Annotated in this window: 16 protein-coding genes, 1 tRNA gene and 1 pseudogene; 14 read left to right on the top strand and 4 right to left on the bottom strand. The window is 62.7% G+C overall.

All coding sequences use genetic code 11. From position 1 onward, the window contains the following. The first annotated feature begins 28 nt into the window (after nucleotides 1-28). From U0988_RS08960 to U0988_RS08940, 5 genes are all read left to right on the top strand, one after another. A complete protein-coding gene (locus U0988_RS08960; RefSeq protein WP_322292280.1) occupies nucleotides 29-487 on the top strand; it encodes an I78 family peptidase inhibitor in 459 nt (152 codons plus the stop codon). 53 nt (nucleotides 488-540) lie between these two features. Next, the gene (locus tag U0988_RS08955; protein WP_322292279.1) at nucleotides 541-1,191 is read left to right on the top strand and encodes a YceI family protein; all 651 of its coding nucleotides are present in this window, start codon (nucleotides 541-543) and stop codon (nucleotides 1,189-1,191) included. A gap of 227 nt (nucleotides 1,192-1,418) precedes the next feature. Beyond that, the gene (gene leuA / locus U0988_RS08950; protein ID WP_322292278.1) at nucleotides 1,419-3,098 is read left to right on the top strand and encodes a 2-isopropylmalate synthase; all 1,680 of its coding nucleotides are present in this window, start codon (nucleotides 1,419-1,421) and stop codon (nucleotides 3,096-3,098) included. 68 nt (nucleotides 3,099-3,166) lie between these two features. Further along, nucleotides 3,167-4,210: an amidohydrolase family protein gene (locus tag U0988_RS08945; protein WP_322292277.1), complete on the top strand. Its 1,044-nt coding sequence runs from the start codon at nucleotides 3,167-3,169 to the stop codon at nucleotides 4,208-4,210. 104 nt (nucleotides 4,211-4,314) lie between these two features. Then, on the top strand, nucleotides 4,315-5,280 hold the full coding sequence (locus tag U0988_RS08940) for a nitronate monooxygenase family protein (RefSeq protein WP_322292276.1): 966 nt from the start codon (nucleotides 4,315-4,317) through the stop codon (nucleotides 5,278-5,280). Between the two features lie 12 nt (nucleotides 5,281-5,292). Here the strand turns inward: U0988_RS08940 and U0988_RS08935 are convergent, their stop codons facing one another. After that, nucleotides 5,293-6,078: a hypothetical protein gene (locus U0988_RS08935; protein WP_322292275.1), complete on the bottom strand. Its 786-nt coding sequence runs from the start codon at nucleotides 6,076-6,078 to the stop codon at nucleotides 5,293-5,295. Nucleotides 6,079-6,205: 127 nt separating this feature from the next. After that, complete coding sequence (locus U0988_RS08930) at nucleotides 6,206-6,697, bottom strand: flavodoxin family protein (RefSeq protein ID WP_322292274.1); 492 nt, start codon at nucleotides 6,695-6,697, stop codon at nucleotides 6,206-6,208. 79 nt (nucleotides 6,698-6,776) lie between these two features. On the opposite strand from U0988_RS08930, the gene recJ reads away from it, so the two are divergent. The 9 genes from recJ to phoB all read left to right on the top strand — a co-directional run bounded on the left by recJ (nucleotide 6,777) and on the right by phoB (nucleotide 16,118). After that, nucleotides 6,777-8,576: a single-stranded-DNA-specific exonuclease RecJ gene (recJ, locus tag U0988_RS08925; protein WP_322292273.1), complete on the top strand. Its 1,800-nt coding sequence runs from the start codon at nucleotides 6,777-6,779 to the stop codon at nucleotides 8,574-8,576. Between the two features lie 115 nt (nucleotides 8,577-8,691). Then, nucleotides 8,692-8,766, top strand: a tRNA-Glu gene (locus U0988_RS08920). A gap of 135 nt (nucleotides 8,767-8,901) precedes the next feature. After that, the gene (locus tag U0988_RS08915) at nucleotides 8,902-10,086 is read left to right on the top strand and encodes an ATP-binding protein (protein ID WP_322292272.1); all 1,185 of its coding nucleotides are present in this window, start codon (nucleotides 8,902-8,904) and stop codon (nucleotides 10,084-10,086) included. Between the two features lie 112 nt (nucleotides 10,087-10,198). After that, nucleotides 10,199-11,242 (top strand): substrate-binding domain-containing protein, encoded by a 1,044-nt coding sequence (locus U0988_RS08910; RefSeq protein ID WP_322292271.1) that lies wholly within the window; start codon nucleotides 10,199-10,201, stop codon nucleotides 11,240-11,242. Between the two features lie 11 nt (nucleotides 11,243-11,253). Continuing rightward, nucleotides 11,254-12,639 (top strand): phosphate ABC transporter permease subunit PstC, encoded by a 1,386-nt coding sequence (pstC, locus tag U0988_RS08905; RefSeq protein ID WP_322292270.1) that lies wholly within the window; start codon nucleotides 11,254-11,256, stop codon nucleotides 12,637-12,639. Continuing rightward, nucleotides 12,632-13,882, top strand: coding sequence for a phosphate ABC transporter permease PstA (pstA, locus tag U0988_RS08900; protein ID WP_322292269.1), 1,251 nt, complete (start codon nucleotides 12,632-12,634; stop codon nucleotides 13,880-13,882). Before pstC ends, pstA begins: the two co-directional genes overlap by 8 nt. Next, nucleotides 13,876-14,667: a phosphate ABC transporter ATP-binding protein PstB gene (gene pstB, locus U0988_RS08895; RefSeq protein ID WP_322292268.1), complete on the top strand. Its 792-nt coding sequence runs from the start codon at nucleotides 13,876-13,878 to the stop codon at nucleotides 14,665-14,667. Before pstA ends, pstB begins: the two co-directional genes overlap by 7 nt. Then, a complete protein-coding gene (gene phoU, locus U0988_RS08890; RefSeq protein WP_322292267.1) occupies nucleotides 14,667-15,335 on the top strand; it encodes a phosphate signaling complex protein PhoU in 669 nt (222 codons plus the stop codon). The genes pstB and phoU overlap by 1 nt, the downstream gene beginning before the upstream one ends. Before the next feature lie 93 nt (nucleotides 15,336-15,428). After that, a complete protein-coding gene (gene phoB / locus U0988_RS08885; RefSeq protein ID WP_322292266.1) occupies nucleotides 15,429-16,118 on the top strand; it encodes a phosphate regulon transcriptional regulator PhoB in 690 nt (229 codons plus the stop codon). Between the two features lie 3 nt (nucleotides 16,119-16,121). Here the strand turns inward: phoB and U0988_RS08880 are convergent, their stop codons facing one another. Beyond that, complete coding sequence (locus U0988_RS08880) at nucleotides 16,122-16,856, bottom strand: extensin family protein (RefSeq protein WP_322292265.1); 735 nt, start codon at nucleotides 16,854-16,856, stop codon at nucleotides 16,122-16,124. A 1-nt stretch (nucleotide 16,857) separates the two neighbouring features. Continuing rightward, a pseudogene (locus U0988_RS08875) lies at nucleotides 16,858-17,769 on the bottom strand (OB-fold nucleic acid binding domain-containing protein); the annotation flags it as partial. Nucleotides 17,770-17,968: the final 199 nt, after the last annotated feature.

Genomic DNA, 17,968 nt, shown 5'->3' with positions numbered 1-17,968 from the left:
CAGGGCAGGAACCTTGAGGAGTCTTGTTGTGACGACAATCTTTCGTAAATTTTCCCGCATCTGCCTGCTTCCCCTTCCCGCTTTCGCCCTGCTGGCTGCCTGCGGCGGGGCGGCGGAACAGAGCGAAACCGCTGAGGATTACGCTGCACGGATAAATGGCACAGGGCAAAGCGCGTCGGCAACCGGCCCAGCGCCGCAGGGCTCTCCCGCCGTGTCCACCCCCCTGCCCGGTGCAGCTCCCGGCCCGATGGAACCGCGCACCCCCACCGATCCGTCCGCCAGTTCATGCGGCGCAACCGTGGCCGCAGAATTTTTAGGGCAGCCCGACAGCGCGCAGGTACGTCAGGCGATCACCGAAAAAGCGGAGCCGCGCGGCGGAATCCGGTACATCCGGCCGGGTGAGATGTACACGCAGGACTTCAACAACAATCGGTTGAACGTAATGCTGGATGCAGGCGGGGTGATCCGGGATTTCCGCTGCGGGTAGGTTTATGGTAACGATCCGCGATACTTGCCCCCCGAATATTGATGGAGTTACCCATGAAGACCCCCACGCTGTTAACCGCCTTCGCCGCTGCCCTTGCCCTTGGCGGCGTGGCCACCCTGTCCGCTCAGAATTCACCGCCGCAGGTTCCGGGCGCCATGGATGCATCGCGGGTGACCGCCGGTACCTACGCTGTTGATCCCGCGCACACGCTGGTCGGCTGGCGCGCAAACCACTTCGGTTTCAACGATTATCTGGGCCTGTTCGGTTCGGCCGAAGGCACGCTGCAGCTGGATCCCGCCAATGTCGAATCGGCCAAGGTAGATATCTCCGTCCCGGTCGGGATGGTCACAGTTGCCAGCGATGGCTTGCGGGATCATCTGCTGCGCCCCGGCAAGGATGGCGCCGCCCCTGACTTCTTCGGTGCCGACCCCGTCCCGGCGCGGTTCGTTTCCACCGCGGTGCGGCGAACCGGGGACACAACTGCCGAGATTACCGGGGATTTGACCTTGAACGGTGTCACCCGTCCGGTCACGATCGACGCGGAATTCAGCGGTGCGGGTGTCAATCCAATGAACAAGAAGGAAACCTTGGGCTTCGAAGGCAGCGCAACGATCAAGCGCTCGGAATTCGGCGTTGCCTACGGCATTCCGCTGGTTTCGGACGAGGTTGAACTCGACATTTCGGCGGCGTTCGAAAAGCAGTAACCGAGCCGTCCGCACCACTCCGCGCGCGCAATCACGGAACAAACTTGCGCGCGCGGGCTGGACAGCGGACGTTTAATTGCACATAGCGGCGGCATGACGATGCAGTTGGACATGCACCTACGACTTATCCGCCCTTGGGCGTGATGTACGGCGGTGCCTGATGCGGCGCGCCGGGTCGCCCAAGGGTAGCTCCGTCCCGACATTTTCCTTCGTCAGAGAACTTTCCCATGTCCATGCTTCGCGAACCTTCGCGTAAATACTCGCCCTTCGCTCCGATCCATTTGCCGGACCGCCAATGGCCCTCGCGCACCATCACCAAGCCGCCGCGCTGGCTGTCCACCGACTTGCGGGACGGCAATCAGGCAATTGTCGACCCGATGGACGCGCTCAAGAAGCGGCGCTTCTTCAATCTTCTGGTCGAAATCGGAGTCAAGGAAATCGAAGTCGGCTTCCCCAGCGCGGGCGCGACCGAATTCGACTTCATCCGCGGTCTGGTCGATTCCGGGAGCATTCCTGCGGATGTCACGGTGCAGGTTCTGACCCAGTCGCGGCAGGATCTGATCCGCACTTCCTTCGACAGCCTCGACGGCGTCCACGCCGCCGTGGTCCATATGTACAATGCGGTCAGCCCGGCATGGCGTGACATCGTGTTCCGCATGAGCAAGGATGAAGTGCGCCAGATCGCGGTCGACGGGGCGAAGATCATGCGGGACGAAGCCGCCGCGCGGCCCGCCACCGACTGGCATTTCCAGTATAGTCCGGAAACCTTCTCCACCGCCGAGCTCGATTTCAGCATCGAGGTTTGCGAGGCGGTGATGGACGTGCTGAGGCCCACGCGCGAACGCCCGATAATCCTCAACCTGCCCGCCACGGTGGAGGCGGCAACGCCCAATATCTATGCCGACCAGATCGAATATTTCTGCCGCAATTTGCCGAACCGCGATGCAGCGGTGATCAGCCTGCATACGCATAACGACCGCGGCACCGGCGTCGCGGCGGCGGAACTGGGCCTGATGGCCGGTGCGGACCGGGTGGAAGGCTGCCTGTTCGGCAACGGCGAGCGGACCGGCAATTGCTGCCTCGTCACGGTTGCGCTCAATATGTACACGCAAGGGATCGACCCGGGTCTGGATTTCTCTGACATCGACCGGGTGATCGAGACGGTCGAATATTGCAACGAACTGCCTGTCCACCAGCGCCACCCCTATGGCGGCGAATTGGTGTTCACCGCATTTTCCGGCAGCCATCAGGACGCAATCAAGAAGGGATTTTCCGCGCGCGAAACCCAGAATGACGAGGCGTGGCGGGTGCCCTATCTGCCGATCGATCCGGCCGATCTGGGCCGCAGTTACGAAGCGGTCATCCGGGTCAATTCACAAAGCGGCAAAGGCGGGTTTGCCTGGGTGCTGGAACAGGACCAGGGCCTCAAGCTGCCCAAGAAAATGCAGGCCGATTTCGCCCCCCATGTCCAGCGCATGGCGGACGAACTCGGGCGCGAACTTAACGCGGCGGATATCTGGGACGCGTTCCGCACCGCCTACCACGTCCGGACCCACCCCAAACACCTTCAGCTGGTCGATTACGAGGAAGGCCGCGCAGCGGATGGCACGCGCATTTTCACCGGCACGATCGAAGTGGAAGGTAAGGCCCAGAGCGTCAGCGGTCGCGGCAACGGCCTGATTTCCAGCGTGATGAGCACCATTCGCGACAGTTTCGGGGTCGAGTTGGAAGTAACCGATTATACCGAGCACGCCCTTGGTGCGGGGACCGACGCGAATGCCGCCGCCTATCTCGAATGCAGGACCGCCAATGGCCGGACGATCTGGGGCTGCGGCATCGACGAGGATATCGCAACCGCCAGCGTCCGTGCGGTGTTAAGCGCGGCGAATTCTGCGGTCGCGGGCTGACACATGGTCAACACTCTATGCGCCGGCAGAATTTGGTGTAGGTCCTGCAGCGAAATGGAGAGCGAAGTTTGACCGAAAGCATTCTCGAACCCGAACTCGCGATCATCGATCCGCATCATCATCTGTGGGATCTGAGGCCCCTGCTCCCGATGTTTCCCGAGCCGCGGCACCCCTTCATCGCGACAATCGCCGGCGCGCCCTATTACGCGTTTGACCAATTGCAGGCGGATTTGTCGTCCGGCCATAACATCATTGGCACGGTGTTCATGGAATGCGGTGCCTTCTACCGCGCTGACGCCGAAGAGGCCTTCAAGCCCGTTGGCGAGGTCGAGTTCGTCAACGGTGTCGCGGCGCAGAGCGCGAGCGGGTTGTACGGCAAAGTGCGGGCCTGCGCGGCAATCGTCGGCCATGCCGATATGCTGCTGGGTGACGGCGCTGCGCCCGTACTGGAGCGGATGATCGCCGCGGGCGGCGGGCGGTTCCGCGGTATTCGCCATTCCGGCGCATGGGACAGCGATCCCGAGACGCTCGGCCCGCCGTTCCACGCGCCCGAGGGGCTGCTGGCCAGCGACCAGTTCCAGGAAGGTTTCGCCCAACTCGGCAAATTCGGACTCACTTTCGACGCCTGGGTGCTGGAGCCGCAGTTGGTCGATGTAATCGCCCTCGCCCGCAAGTTTCCCGACCAGCCGATTGTCCTCGACCATTGCGGAACGCCGCTGGGCATCGCTTCGTACCGCGGCAAATTGTCCCGGAATTTCGACCGCTGGCGCAAGGCAATCCGGCGGTTGTCCGAAAGCCCCAATGTTTCGGTCAAGCTGGGCGGTCTCGCGATGGCATTCTGCGGGATGCCGGAGGACGGTCCGGCCAAGGGCACCGGATCGCAGGCGCTCGCCGAATTGTGGCGGCCCTATATCGAAACCTGCATCGAATCCTTCGGCCCCGAGCGCGCAATGTTCGAAAGCAACTATCCGGTGGACCGGTGGGGCGCGAGTTATCCGGTGCTGTGGAATGCATTCAAGCGGATCACCGCAGGCGCATCGGCGGATGAAAAGCGGGCGCTTTACGCAGGGTCAGCCGCGCGTTTTTACGGAATCGAGGAATTGCTGGTTTGATCCCGGATCACAGCACCTCAATCCAAAGTATCCTATCCGTATCGACAAGGCGCATTTTGCCGCATAAGCCTGCAAACAAGTTTCATTAAGCAACGGAGCAATCCATGGCGTTACCTGCCCCCTTCGACCGCCTTCGCCTGCCTATCATCGGCTCGCCGCTGTTCATCGTGTCGGGCCCCGAATTGGTGATCGCGCAATGCAAGGCGGGTATTGTCGGCTCGTTCCCGTCGCTGAACGCCCGGCCGGTTTCGCAGCTTGACGAATGGCTGCACCAGATCACCGAGGAACTGGCAGCGCATAACCGGGAAAATCCCGATCGGCCCGCCGCGCCCTATGCCGTCAACCAGATTGTCCACCGCAGCAACAACCGGCTGGAAGAAGACATCGCCATGTGCGGCAAGTGGCAGGTGCCGATGATGATCACTTCGCTCGGCGCGCGGGAGGAAGTGTTCGACGCGGCGCATAGCTGGGGCGGCATCGTTCTGCACGACATCATCAACGACAAATTCGCCCGCAAGGCGATCGAGAAAGGTGCCGACGGCCTGATCCCGGTTGCTGCCGGTGCCGGCGGCCATGCCGGGGTGCAATCGCCCTTCGCCCTGATGCAGGAAATCCGCAGCTGGTTCGGTGGGCTGGTCGCGCTATCGGGTTCGATCTCTCACGGTCGTTCGGTGCTTGCGGCGCAGGCCATGGGCGCCGATTTCGCCTATATCGGCTCGCCCTGGATCGCGACCAGGGAAGCCAACGCTGACGATGCCTACAAGCAGGAAATCGTCGACAGCAAGGCGGCAGATATCGTCTATACCAATCTGTTCACCGGGGTTCACGGTAATTACCTGCGCGGTTCTATCGAGAAAGCCGGGCTGGATCCGGAAAACCTGCCGACCAGCGATCCCAGCGCGATGAATTTTGGATCGGGCGGAAATAGCAAAGCCAAGGCGTGGAAAGACATCTGGGGGTCGGGCCAGGGCGTTGGCATGGTCGACCGGGTGGACACCGTGGCGGAACGCGTCGACCGGCTGGAGCGCGAATACAGGCAGGCGATCGTGGATCTGGCCGCAAACACCTGAGGCGTCGGCGGCTCAGTTGCGCCAGACGCGCACGAATTTGCCGTTTCCTGAGGGAACAAGACGCATTTGCCCGCCATCGGGTGCGATCACCTCCTCGCTTTGCGTCAACGGGCCGTGCTGTGCCAGCTGCTGGACCAACCGGCTCGCCAATTGTACAGCGGTCGAACAATCACCGACGGACTCGGGTTCGATGCGTATTTCCTGGCCGGTGAAGAAGGCAAGCCCTTCCGATTGCAGGCCGCCATCGCTCATTTGCCTGTAACCCGCGAGAATCCGGGACGGAAACGCCCCGCTCTTCTGCCAGCTTTCCGCCTGGGAACGAAAGAATTCCGGCCCTGTCGCCAAGGCTGCAGGGGGCCAGCAAATGGTGCGAAGCTGCGGCCCCATGTCAGCGGCGAGCAGGGCAATCAGTTCAAACAGGGTCCGCACGACCGGAATGGTGTTTGCACCGCCCGCCAAATGCGGGCCAGGCACCAGGCACAGTGCTTCGCAAGTGGCTTGGATCGCTTCTTCGGGCAGACTGACCCGATGCCGGATGTCGGGCAGATTTACCGGCCGGCCTGGTGCCAGACCGACGAGGTCGAAAGTCATTCCGCCGATCAACAGTTCGAGCCATTCCAGTGCACCATCGGAGGCGGGATCGGCAGCGGGCCGATCGGGACTTTGCCGGGGATCCAGACTAATTGACACGCGGCCGGATTTGTCCACAATTTTACGCACGGATTCCGGATCGAGGCGGCGGCCACTTTCGAAAAGCAGCAGAACACCACCAACCCGTTCGAGCCGGGCGATTTCCATACGACGATCGATGTTCTTTAGTCCCCTAGTGCCGCTACCATGGTTTACTTGGCCCTATTTCTCCGGCCAGTCGAGTCCCCGAAAAAGTGTTTAATCCGATATGGATGCGTCAATTCAGCACAGTTAATCAATAGACGCCGATCGCCAGCCCCTCTGCCAGACCCGCCCCAAGGTCGCGGCAAAGCGCCAACTGGTCCTCTTCCACGGTTTTCTCGGCCAGAATGGTTTCGGGTGTCTGAGCGTTGAAATTCACGATCAACGGTTCGGCCACGCGGCGCAGTCGCCACCCTTTGGCGATCCGGTCGATCTGGCGCTGGGCCCCTTCCCCGTCGGAGCCCGCAGCGATTGCCGTAGCGTAAGCCCGTCCTTCGATTTTCCCCAGCACCGGATAATAGCAGCGGTCGAACATTTCCTTCATCGATCCGCTCATGCTGGCGAGGTTTTCCGGGCACACGAACAGATAGGCTGCGCAAGCCAGAATGTGATCGGCGGTCACATCGTCAGCATACAGGATCACCCCGGCCTGCCCTGCGCCCTCCGCCGCTGCCTGTGCCATTGCCCGACTGGCCCCGGTGCGGCTGTGCCACGCAATCAGCAGGGTCTGCGGCGGTATGTCCATGCACCGATTGTCGGCCGGTCCTGTCGATTGTCAATCGCCGCCTCTTTGCGCCGCTGGGCAATTCCTTTACGCGAGGCGAATGGCATCTCGCACCAGATCCCCGGTTTTCGGCGTCACCTGCTCTCTTTCGGGCAAGGCGTGGCATTGGCGCGGCGGGAATATGGACGTTCGGCAGGAAGCCACCGGTCTGGAAAACGATATCGTTACCCAATTGCTGCTGTCGCGCGGGGTCCAGTCCGGCGATGTCGAGCGCCAGCGGACACCGACCTTGCGCGGGTTTCTGCCTGACCCCTCCGCCTTTCAGGACATGGACGCCGCCGCCGAGCGGATCGCGCAGGCGGTGCTGGGGCGCGAACCCACCACCATCTACGGCGACTATGATGTCGATGGCGCAACCAGCGCCGCGCTGATGATCCGCTTGCTGCGTATGCTCGGCCATGACGCACGCTATTATATTCCCGACCGGCTGCTGGAGGGATACGGCCCGAGCGGCAAGGCGCTGGTGCAATTGGCGCAGGAAGGTTGCAGCCTGATCGTGACCGTCGATTGCGGCGCGATGGCGCATGATGCGCTGGCGTTGGCGCATGACGCCGGGGTCGATGTGATCGTGGTCGATCATCACAAATGCTCGCCCGAATTGCCCAAGGTCGCCGCGATGGTGAACCCCAACCGGCTGGACGAGAGCGATCTTGGTGCGGCGCACGGGCATCTGGCAGCGGTGGGCGTAGCGTTCCTGCTGGCCATAGCCGTGGTGCGGACATTGCGCGGGCATGGCTATTTCGAGACCCGCCCGGAACCCGACCTGATGGCACTGCTCGACCTGGTCGCCTTGGGCACTGTGGCTGACGTGGCGGCGCTGCACGGGCTGAACCGTGCCTTCGTGGCGCAAGGGCTCAAGGTCATGGCCCGACGCGACAATGTAGGAATGTCGGCGCTCATCGACGCAAGCCGCCTGAAGCGCGCACCAGCCTGCAGCGATCTCGGCTTTGCCTTGGGGCCGCGGATCAACGCCGGGGGCCGCGTCGGCGAATCCACCCTCGGCGTGCGGCTGCTGACCACCGAGGACCCGGACGAAGCGATCAGCATCGCCGCGCAGCTATCGGTACTGAACGAAGAACGCCGCGCTATCGAAGCCGAAGTGCAGGAAGCCGCCGAATTGCAGCTGGACCGGCAGCATAACCGCTCGGTCATCGTGGTGGCGGGACGGGGCTGGCATCCCGGGGTGATCGGGATCGTAGCGGGGCGGATCAAGGAAAAGACGGGGAAGCCGGCGCTGGTAATCGCGCTTGATGTCGAAAACGGCGAAGGAGAACTGCAGGGCAAGGGTTCCGGCCGTTCGATAGCGGGGGTGGACCTTGGCGCGGCAATCATCGCGGCGCGCGAACAAGGCCTGCTGGTCGCGGGCGGCGGGCACGCCATGGCGGCGGGGCTCACAATCGACGGGGGCCAGGTGGACGCCCTCGCCAACTGGCTCGACGAGCGGCTGGCCGCCGCAGTGGGGCTGGCGATGGCGAAACAGGTCATCCAGCTCGATCTTGCGCTCGCTCCCGGCGGCCTCACGCCGCTGCTGGTCGAAACCATGGACAGCGCGGGGCCGTTCGGGATCGGCTGGCCCGGACCGCGCGTCGCCGTGGGACCGGTGCGGCTGGTGAAGGCGGATATCGTGGGCACCGACCATGTCCGGCTGATCGCCGCAGGTCAGGACGGCAAGAGCTTCAAGGCCATCGCATTTCGGGCGGTGAACAGCGAAATGGGCCAGGCATTGCTCCACGGATCGCGGGGCCGCTCGCTGTGGCTGGCCGGTCGCGCGAAAATCGACGATTGGGCATCGCGTCCGCAGGCAGAACTGCATCTCGAGGATGCAGCCTGGGCCGATTAGCAAAGGATTCCCGCCAGGAAGCCGGATTTGCGCAAAACTCGCCTTGACGTGCAAGCGAACCCTGCCTAATTGCGCGCCCTGACCTTTGGCCTCCAATCATTTTGGCCAGCGGTATGGCCCCTTCGTCTAGCGGTTAGGACGCGGCCCTTTCACGGCTGAAACACGGGTTCGATTCCCGTAGGGGTCACCATTCATGGTGGCAATTTGATCCGGCAGGATGACCGGATATCTCGTTCTTCAGCCTTGATGCCTCCGGGCCTTTACCCCGTTCGGCGGGGTATTTGGTAGTGGCGGCGGTGCGTCTTTGACGCTAACGCCCCCTTCCATGGACAAAGGTCGCCTACCCTGGCCGGGAATATTCATCGCGGTGGCCGTAAGTCTGGCGATGGCTGTGGCAGGCGCCAATCCCTGGCTGGTTCTCGGCGCCGGACTGCTGTGGATCGGATCGCTGTTCCTGGTCTCCTCCCAGCCACCCCAATCTCACGCATTGCCGACGAAAAACCCGTTCAGCCAAGCCACCATCACGCAGCTGATCGAACATTCCGCAACGCCGCTGCTGATGACCGAACTCAACCGCGTTGCCATCGCCAATGAAGCCGCGCGCAAGGTCCTGGGGTCGCACATCATGGGTCAGGACGTGCGGGTGGCGTTCCGACATCCCGAAGCGATTGCCCTGATGATGCAGGACCACGGCGGCAGCGCGGTCATCCAGAACCTCGCCCGCCGCAAGGACATCTGGCAGATGAACCGGCAGATCATCGACGAGCGGTTCGCTGTCGTCGAACTGCTCAACCAGACATCCGAGGCGCAGATCAGCCGCGCCCACACCGATTTTGTCGCCAACGCGAGCCATGAACTGCGCACGCCGCTCGCCTCGATCATCGGCTATGTCGAAACGCTGAGCGACGAGGATGCCGCGGTTCCCCCCGCCACCCGCAAGAAATTCCTCGCCACGATCCTGTCGGAAGCGAAACGATTGCAGGGGCTGGTCAGCGACCTGATGTCCCTTTCCCGGGTCGAAGCGGAGAAATACGACGAGCCGGATGAAAGGGTCGAACTTAAAAGACTGGTGGAAACCGCAGCGCGCGATGCGGCGGGCGAAGGCCGGCTGAGCCGAATCGAGTCCCATCTGCCGAACGACGTCACCGTTCTCGGCGATGCCCGCCAGTTGGAACAACTGGTTCGCAACCTGGTCGACAACGCGCTCCAATACGGCGATCCCGATAAAAAGGTGACCGTCTCGCTACTCGAAGATGACAGCGGCGATGCGAAACTGATGGTTGAGGACCGGGGGGACGGGATTGCTCCAGAGCACATTCCCCACCTGACCCGGCGGTTTTATCGCACCGATCCGGGGCGCAGCCGCGCGTCTGGCGGGACCGGTCTCGGCCTTGCCATCGTGAAGCATATCGTGGAACGCCACCGCGGCCGCCTCGACATCAGCAGCGAGGTTGGTCAGGGGACTGTGGTGACCGTCCGAATCCCGGCATTTCAGGAACCGGCAGAATAATTGACATGAATTTGTCACATAACTTGAACATGCCGCGACCAGACAGCTACGGTGCCGGGGAGGCTTGATGAAGTTTCCCGCCGTCGGGGTCATCAGGAACAGGAACAGATTTATGTCATTCAGAACAATCCTTGCGCTGCCTGCGCTCGCAATCGTGGCCACGCTTTCCGCTTGCGGGGGCACCAGCGACACCACCCGCGATTCGATCCGCGCGGTGGGATCGTCCACCGTCTATCCATTCGCCAAGAAAATTGCCGAGACTTTTACCCAGTCAAACCCGGGCATGACTTCGCCGATCATCGAATCGACCGGCACAGGCGGCGGAATCAAGCTGTTCTGCGCCGGGGTCGGGGCCAACACGCCCGACATGGCCAACGCTTCGCGCCGGATGAAGAAGTCCGAATTCGAAACCTGCGCCGCCAACGGCGTCAAGGAAATCATCGAATTGCAGGTTGGGCTCGACGGCATCGCCTTCGCCTCGTCGCAGGGCGGGATCATGATGAACCTGACCCCCGAGATCATTTATGAAGCGATCGCCGCAAAGCCGTATGGCAAGGAACAGACCGCCAAATTGTGGTCCGATGTCGATCCGTCGCTGCCGCAGGAACCGATCCTGGTTTACGGCCCGCCGTCAACTTCCGGCACGCGCGACGCGCTGAAGGAGCTGGTGCTCGAGCCTGGCTGTGACAGCAACCCGGAAATGAAGGCCTTGAAGGACAGCGACGAAGACCTGCACACGCAGATCTGCACCGAAGTGCGTTCCGATGGCGCCTATGTCGATCAGGGCGAACAGGACAATCTGATTGTCCAGAAGATCGAGAACAATGCGAAGGCGGTTGGCGTGTTCGGCTATTCCTACCTCGAGAAGAACATCGACAAGGTACAGGGCCTGCCGATGAACGGGGTCCAGCCAACTTATGAAAATATCTCCAGCTTCGCCTATCCCGGCGCGCGGCCTCTCTTTGTTTATGTGAAGAAAGCGCATCTGCAAGCGATCCCCGGACTGCCCGAATATCTGGCCGAGTGGGTCAAGAGCTGGTCGAAAGATGGACCACTTGCGCAGATCGGTCTGGTCGCTTCGCCGGATGACGTACGCGAAGCTAATGCCAAAGCAGCTACCGAATTTGTGACGATGAACGGCGCGGACCTGAAATAGGGTCAGACGGGATGTCGCCTCTCATACTGCTGTTACTGGCGTTCGGGCTGGGTCTCGCCGGGTGGCTTGCCGCCCGGGCCCGGGCCTGGACGTTCAAGCGGGACGCCGCGAACGGCAGGATAGCGGCATTACCGAACTACCACGCGTGGTATGTGGCCCTGTGGATCGTGATCCCGGTGGTTGCGTTCATCGCCCTGTGGTCGGCGATCGCACCGCAGCTGGTAACGCAGACAGTGCTGTCGTCGCCCGCGGCGGCGGAACTGCCGGCGTTCGGCTTCCAGCGGGATTCGATCATGAGCGAGGCCCGCGCCGTTGCCGGCGGCAGCGCGCGGGCCGTGTTCAACGAAGAGGCGGCAGCACTGGTTGAGCCTTACAAGGAGGCGATCAACCGCTACAACATCATCGGGGTACTGAGCACTCTGGTGATTGCATTCCTGACCGGCGTCTGGGCGTTCCTTCGGGTCAAGCCGGACTTTGCCGCCCGGACAAGGGTCGAACGGGCGGTGATGGTCATCCTGCTCCTCGCCTCACTGGTGGCGATCCTGACCACGCTGGGCATTGCGGTCAGCCTGGTGTTCGAAACCGTGCGGTTCTTCGGCATGGTCAGCCCGGTAGACTTCCTGCTGGGCACCCAGTGGGGACCCGACCCGATGAGCAATCCGGACAATCCGGACGGTTCGCGGTACGGCGCCATCACGCTGTTCTGGGGCACTATCTACATCGGCGCGATCATCGCCATGATCGTGGCGATACCGCTGGGCCTGATGAGCGCGATTTATCTCACGCAATACGCCGATCCTCGCGTGCGCGCCTGGGTCAAGCCGGCGCTCGAAATTCTCGCCGGGGTGCCGACCGTCGTCTATGGCTATTTCGCTGCGCTGACCGTGGCCCCGGCGATCCGCGACTGGGCGCAAGCTATCGGGATCAGCAACGCATCCAGTGAAAGCGCATTGGCCGCCGGTCTCGTGATGGGGGTGATGATCATCCCGTTCGTATCCTCAATGGCGGACGATTCCATCGCCGCGGTGCCCCAGGCGATGCGTGACGGAAGTCTGGCGATGGGTGCAACCCGGTCCGAAACCATCCGCCGAGTGCTGGTGCCTGCCGCCCTCCCCGGCATCGTCGCCGGGGTCATGCTGGCGGTCAGCCGCGCAATTGGCGAAACCATGATTGTAGTGATGGCCGCCGGTGCCGCCGCCAATCTCACCGCCAATCCGCTGGAAGCCATGACCACGGTGACTTTCCAGATCGTGGCCATGCTGACCGGCGAAGGCAGTTTCGACCATCCCGCCACGCTGGCCGCCTTTGCCCTGGGCTTTGTGCTGTTCATCGTAACCCTCGGCCTGAATTTCATTGCCCTGCGCGTCGTGAAGAGGTTCCGCGAAGCTTATGAGTGAGCGTATCGCCCCCACCCGCACACCGGCGTTCGAAGCGCGGCTGAAGAAGCGCTACGCTGCCGAGCGCCGGTTCAGGCTGGCGGGCCTCGGCGCGATCCTGTTTTCGGTGGCCGTGCTCGCATTCCTGCTGATCACGATGACCATCAACGGCATCGGCGGCTTCCAGCGCGCCGAGATGAACGTCGCGATCGACTTCACGGAGGCCGGGCTTTCGGGTGATCAATCCACCCTCTCGCAAGCGGGCGCAGTCCAGGTGCTGGAAGCGCAGGGCCTGCCCGCGACCGTCGAATATTTCGCCGGGGAGCAATTGGGCGAGGCCGGCGGCGCGCAGATCAGCAGCAGCGCGTGGCGTCAGGTCGCGGACGCGATTATCGACGATCCCTCGATCCTGCAGCGGGAGGAGACCTTCTCCCTGGCTGCCAGCCCGGGCCTTGCTGCGGGTCTTGCCGGCGAAGGGTCCGACGAAATGCAGGCCCTCGCGGCGGAACTCTCCGCGCAGGGGAAGCTGGAAACAAAGCTCGACCTCGGCTTCCTCGAACGCGCGGACGCCACCGATCCGCAGGAAGTGGGTATCTGGGGCGCGCTCAAGGGCTCCATGCTGACGATGATCGTGACGCTGCTGCTGGCGTTTCCGATCGGTGTGATGGCCGCGCTCTATCTCGAGGAGTACGCGCCGAAGAACCGCTGGACCGACGTGATCGAGGTGTCGATCAACAATCTCGCCGCAGTGCCTTCGATCATCTTCGGGCTACTCGGCCTTGCGGTGTTTCTGTGGCTGTTCCCCAATATGCGCTCCGCACCGCTGATCGGCGGGATGACGCTGGCGCTGATGACCATGCCGGTGATCGTGATTTCCGGCCGCAACGCGATCAAGGCGGTCCCGCCCTCGATCCGTGACGGCGCCCTGGCGATCGGTGCTTCAAAGGTCCAGGTGGTATTCCATCACGTGCTGCCGCTCGCCCTGCCTGGCATCCTGACCGGGACCATCATCGGCATGGCGCGGGCGCTGGGGGAAACCGCACCGCTGCTGATGATCGGGATGCGCGCCTTCGTGGCCACTCCGCCGGACGGTTTCACCGCGCCCGCTACCGTCCTTCCGGTGCAGATCTTCCTGTGGTCCGACGAAATCGACCGCGGGTTCGTCGAACGGACATCTGCGGCGATTATTGTGCTATTGGTATTCCTCCTGCTGATGAATGGCCTGGCCATCTATCTGCGCAACCGTTTCGAGAAAAAATGGTGACTGTAGTCCATCCCAATCTGGAAGAAACCGACGCCAAGATGAGCGCGCGGGACGTGTCTGTATTCTACGGCGACAAGAAGGCGATCGACGAGGTGTCGATCGACATCCCGACGAAATACGTGACCGCGTTCATCGGCCCGTCGGGCTGCGGCAAATCGACTTTCCTGCGCACCCTCAACCGGATGAACGACACCATCCCGTCAGCCCGGGTGGAAGGCTCGATCACGCTCGACGGCGAGGATGTCTACCGCTCGAAGATGGACGTCGTGCAATTGCGCGCACGCGTGGGCATGGTGTTCCAGAAGCCCAACCCGTTTCCCAAATCGATCTACGACAACGTCGCCTATGGGCCCAAGATCCACGGGCTCGCCAGCGGCAAGGCCGAACTGGACGAAGTCGTCGAGCAATCGCTGCGCCGTGCTGGCCTGTGGAACGAGGTGAAGGATCGGCTGGAGGACAGCGGCACAGCCCTTTCCGGCGGCCAGCAGCAACGTCTGTGCATTGCGCGCGCGATTGCGGTCGATCCGGAAGTCATCCTGATGGACGAGCCGTGCTCGGCGCTCGATCCAATCGCCACAGCGAAGATCGAGGAACTGATCGACGAGCTGAATGGCAGCTATGCCATCGTCATCGTGACGCATTCCATGCAGCAGGCCGCCCGCGTGTCCCAGCGAACCGCCTTCTTTCATCTCGGAAAGATGGTGGAATATGGTCGTACTTCTGACATATTCACCAATCCGCTCGAGGAGCGGACCAAGGATTACATCACAGGACGTTACGGGTAATGGCAGAACATACAGTCAAGGCATTTGACGAAGACATCACCCGCCTGCGCGGCCTGATCGCCGAAATGGGCGGGCTCGCCGAATTGTCGATCCAGGAATCGCTCGAAGCGATGATCAAGGGCGACGAGGATCTCGCCGATGGCGTGGTGGTACGTGACAAGAAGATCGACTCGCTGGAAGCGGAAGTCGACAAGCTGGCCGTCCGGATCATCGCCCTGCGCGCGCCGATGGCGGACGATCTGCGCGAAGTGATCGCCGCGCTCAAGATAGCCGGGGTGGTCGAGCGGATCGGCGATTATTCCAAGAACATCGCCAAGCGCGTCGGCAAGATCGAAGCGCGCAAACATTTCGAACCGCTCACCCTGCTGCCTGCCATGGGCGATATCGCGGCCGAGATGGTGCATGATGTTCTGACCGCCTACGCGGCGCGCGATCCGGTGCTGGCGCTGGAAGTCATCGCCACGGATGACAAGGTTGATGCTTTCTACAACAGCATTTTCCGCAATGTTGTCAGCTATATGATGGAAAATCCTGCGACCATTTCGAGCGCGGCGCAGATCCTGTTCGTGGCCCGCAATCTGGAGCGGATCGGCGATCACGCAACCAATGTCGCGGAGATGGTTCACTTTGCCGCGACCGGCAATTACCCGCCCGACGAGGATCGTTGATGGTCAGGTCGTGCTCGCGCGTCATAGTCTTGTCGTGATTACGTAACAATTTCCGTGCGTGGTATTCCGGTCAACGGAAAGCGAGTCGCCACTATGTCCGCCGCAAAACTGTTATTGGTAGAAGACGACCCGGCCTTGGCCGAATTGCTGGAATTCCGGTTCGCAAACGAAGGCTACGATGTCCGCACCACGTCGGACGGGGACGAAGCCCTGCTGCTCGCCGAGGAAGACGTACCCGATCTCATCATTCTGGATTGGATGATCGAAGGAACCAGCGGGATCGAAGTGTGCCGCCGTCTGCGCCGCGACAAGAAGACCTCCCATGTCCCGATCATCATGCTGACCGCGCGGGAGAACGAGGACGACCGGATCCGCGGGCTTGAAACCGGTGCCGACGATTATCAGACCAAGCCGTTCAGCCCGCGCGAACTGCTCGCCCGCGTGGCCGCCGTCATGCGGCGCATCCGGCCCGCGCTTGCCGGGGAATCGATCGAAGTGGGGGATATCCACCTCGATCCAGTCGCCCACAAGGTCGGTCGCCGCGGCCGGGCGCTGCAGCTTGGCCCCACTGAATACCGGCTGCTCAAATTCTTCATGGAAAGTCCGGGCCGGGTCTTTTCCCGCGGCCAATTGCTCGACGGAGTATGGGGCACCGGCAGCGACATCGAACTGCGCACCGTCGATGTCCATATCCGGCGCCTGCGCAAGGCGATCGAAGTGGATGGTGCAAAGGATCCGATCCGCACCGTCCGTTCCGCCGGTTATGCGATGGAAGCGGTCTGAGGATTACCGGCAGACCCCGCGGTAGCGCGGCGACTGGTCGAAATGGAAATGGTCGCGGTGCGCCTCGTTATAGGCCGGGGACAGCACCGTCGCATAAAGGTCGCACGCGCCGTCACGTAGCCGGTTGAGAAATCGGGCTTCGGGACTTTCGCTCTCGTCGTCCCAATCGGCCAGCACGGTGACGCGGCGGCCATCCTCCAGCACAAATCCACCGATATCGATCGCGTTGCCGGTGGCGTGTTCGCTCCACCGTCCTTCCGACCGGCCATACAGGCGGCGGCAGCTATAGGCGCCGTAATGTTCGATGCGAGCGATCCGGCTGCCGAGGATTTCCTGCGCCGCGGGCTGCGCCACGTCGCGGAGCCACAGATGCGTTGCGGCACCGATTGCGCAGGTCGTCGGAGGCGGTGCGGGCGAGAGCGGCAGGTCCTCCAGCACCGTGCGGTCCGTCCTGCGGCAATCGTCCTGCCCGGCCGGATCCAGCGATGCGAAAGCCACCTGACTGCGGGCAAGCACATCGCGGCAGGTTTGCGGATCATCGCGCAGGGCCAGCAGCTTGCGCTCGGTGGCCCACCCCGGCGGATCGTTCAAATCGAGCGGTGCCCACGGGTCGTGCTGCGGGTTCTCCGCCAGCCAGCCCCGCCCCGCCAGCACAATGGACATGGCGATCAGGAACACGATTAGCCGCCGCTCGGCCAGGAACAGGCCAATGTCGCGAGAGATGCGGGGAGCCTTCACCCTAATGAAAGTCGCGAGACTTTGGAATGATCCGGGGAATGATCCGGGCATTGCGCGGATGACCTCGTGTCGGCGGCTGTTCCAGCTGTTCCGGCAAGGCCTCGATATGTTCCCGCGCAGCGAATTTGCCCGGCAGCGGATTGTTGGCATGATCGCCCCGCGCGACCGGGGAATTGAGCATATCGTCCGACAGGGCATGCAGGTCCTGCGTCGCATCGGTCAGATGAGCCGCGATCACATGGATCACCTCGTCGTCATATTCCACCCGCCCGCGCACCTCCATCAGCCGCGCGCCCATGATGATCCTACGCTGCTTCTTCATCAGGTCAGGCCAGATGACGAGGTTCACGACCCCGGTCTCGTCCTCCAGCGTGATGAAGCACACCCCCTTGGCGCTGCCCGGCCGCTGGCGGATCAGCACCACCCCGGCCACCTGCACCATGGAACGGAACTTGCGGGCCCTGAGATCGCAGGCGCGCACAAAACCGCGTTCCCCCAGGCTGGCACGCAGGAACGCCATCGGATGCGCTTTCAGGGACAGGCGCTGCGTCTGGTAATCGGCCACCACTTCTTCCGAAAGCGGCATCTGCGGCAAGGGCGTAAGGCCGCGCTCCGCCCCTTCGCCCCGCTCCTCGGCATATTTGAACAGCGGCAGGTCCGGCCCGGCCACCAGACTGCGGGCATCCCACAGTGCCTGCCGGCGCGGCAATCCCAGCGATCCGAAGCAATCGGCGGAAGCAAGCCGCTCGATATGCGCCGGGGTCAGCCGCGCCCGGTCGCGCAGGCTGGCGACATCGGCATAGGGGCCGTTCTCCGCCCGCTCCGCCACCAGCTTGGCCGCGACATGTTCGGGCAACCCGTCCACCTGCCGCAGCCCGAGCCGCAGGGCGACGTGCCTGTCGAGGCGGCCGCTCTCTGTTTGGGGTTCACGCGGGGGCGCGGAGGCGCGGAGGGAAGAAGGGTGTTTTCGCGCAGAGGCGCAGAGTTCGCAGAGAAAGAAGGAGGCCCCATCTTCCTTCCCCACGGAAGCGGGAATCCTGCCGCAGGAACAGAGAGGCTCCCGCTGCCGCGGGGATAACAAAGAAACCAGACTCTCTGCGTCCTCTGCGCCT

This window comes from Allopontixanthobacter sp. (genome assembly GCF_034376665.1).
Lineage (GTDB): Bacteria > Pseudomonadota > Alphaproteobacteria > Sphingomonadales > Sphingomonadaceae > Allopontixanthobacter.
The sequence above is the reverse complement of the archived record's forward strand: the minus strand, read 5'-3'. Positions and strand labels throughout refer to the sequence as shown.

Excerpts from the sequence above, each read along its gene's own strand:
- U0988_RS08930 (WP_322292274.1), bottom strand. The coding sequence starts at position 6,697 with ATGGACATACCGCCGCAGACCCTGCTGATTGCGTGGCACAGCCGCACC.
- U0988_RS08940 (WP_322292276.1), top strand. The coding sequence starts at position 4,315 with ATGGCGTTACCTGCCCCCTTCGACCGCCTTCGCCTGCCTATCATCGGC.
- U0988_RS08955 (WP_322292279.1), top strand. The coding sequence starts at position 541 with ATGAAGACCCCCACGCTGTTAACCGCCTTCGCCGCTGCCCTTGCCCTT.
- U0988_RS08910 (WP_322292271.1), top strand. The coding sequence starts at position 10,199 with ATGTCATTCAGAACAATCCTTGCGCTGCCTGCGCTCGCAATCGTGGCC.
- phoB (WP_322292266.1), top strand. The coding sequence starts at position 15,429 with ATGTCCGCCGCAAAACTGTTATTGGTAGAAGACGACCCGGCCTTGGCC.
- U0988_RS08915 (WP_322292272.1), top strand. The coding sequence starts at position 8,902 with ATGGACAAAGGTCGCCTACCCTGGCCGGGAATATTCATCGCGGTGGCC.
- U0988_RS08935 (WP_322292275.1), bottom strand. The coding sequence starts at position 6,078 with ATGGAAATCGCCCGGCTCGAACGGGTTGGTGGTGTTCTGCTGCTTTTC.
- leuA (WP_322292278.1), top strand. The coding sequence starts at position 1,419 with ATGTCCATGCTTCGCGAACCTTCGCGTAAATACTCGCCCTTCGCTCCG.
- phoU (WP_322292267.1), top strand. The coding sequence starts at position 14,667 with ATGGCAGAACATACAGTCAAGGCATTTGACGAAGACATCACCCGCCTG.
- pstC (WP_322292270.1), top strand. The coding sequence starts at position 11,254 with ATGTCGCCTCTCATACTGCTGTTACTGGCGTTCGGGCTGGGTCTCGCC.
- recJ (WP_322292273.1), top strand. The coding sequence starts at position 6,777 with ATGGCATCTCGCACCAGATCCCCGGTTTTCGGCGTCACCTGCTCTCTT.
- pstA (WP_322292269.1), top strand. The coding sequence starts at position 12,632 with ATGAGTGAGCGTATCGCCCCCACCCGCACACCGGCGTTCGAAGCGCGG.
- pstB (WP_322292268.1), top strand. The coding sequence starts at position 13,876 with ATGGTGACTGTAGTCCATCCCAATCTGGAAGAAACCGACGCCAAGATG.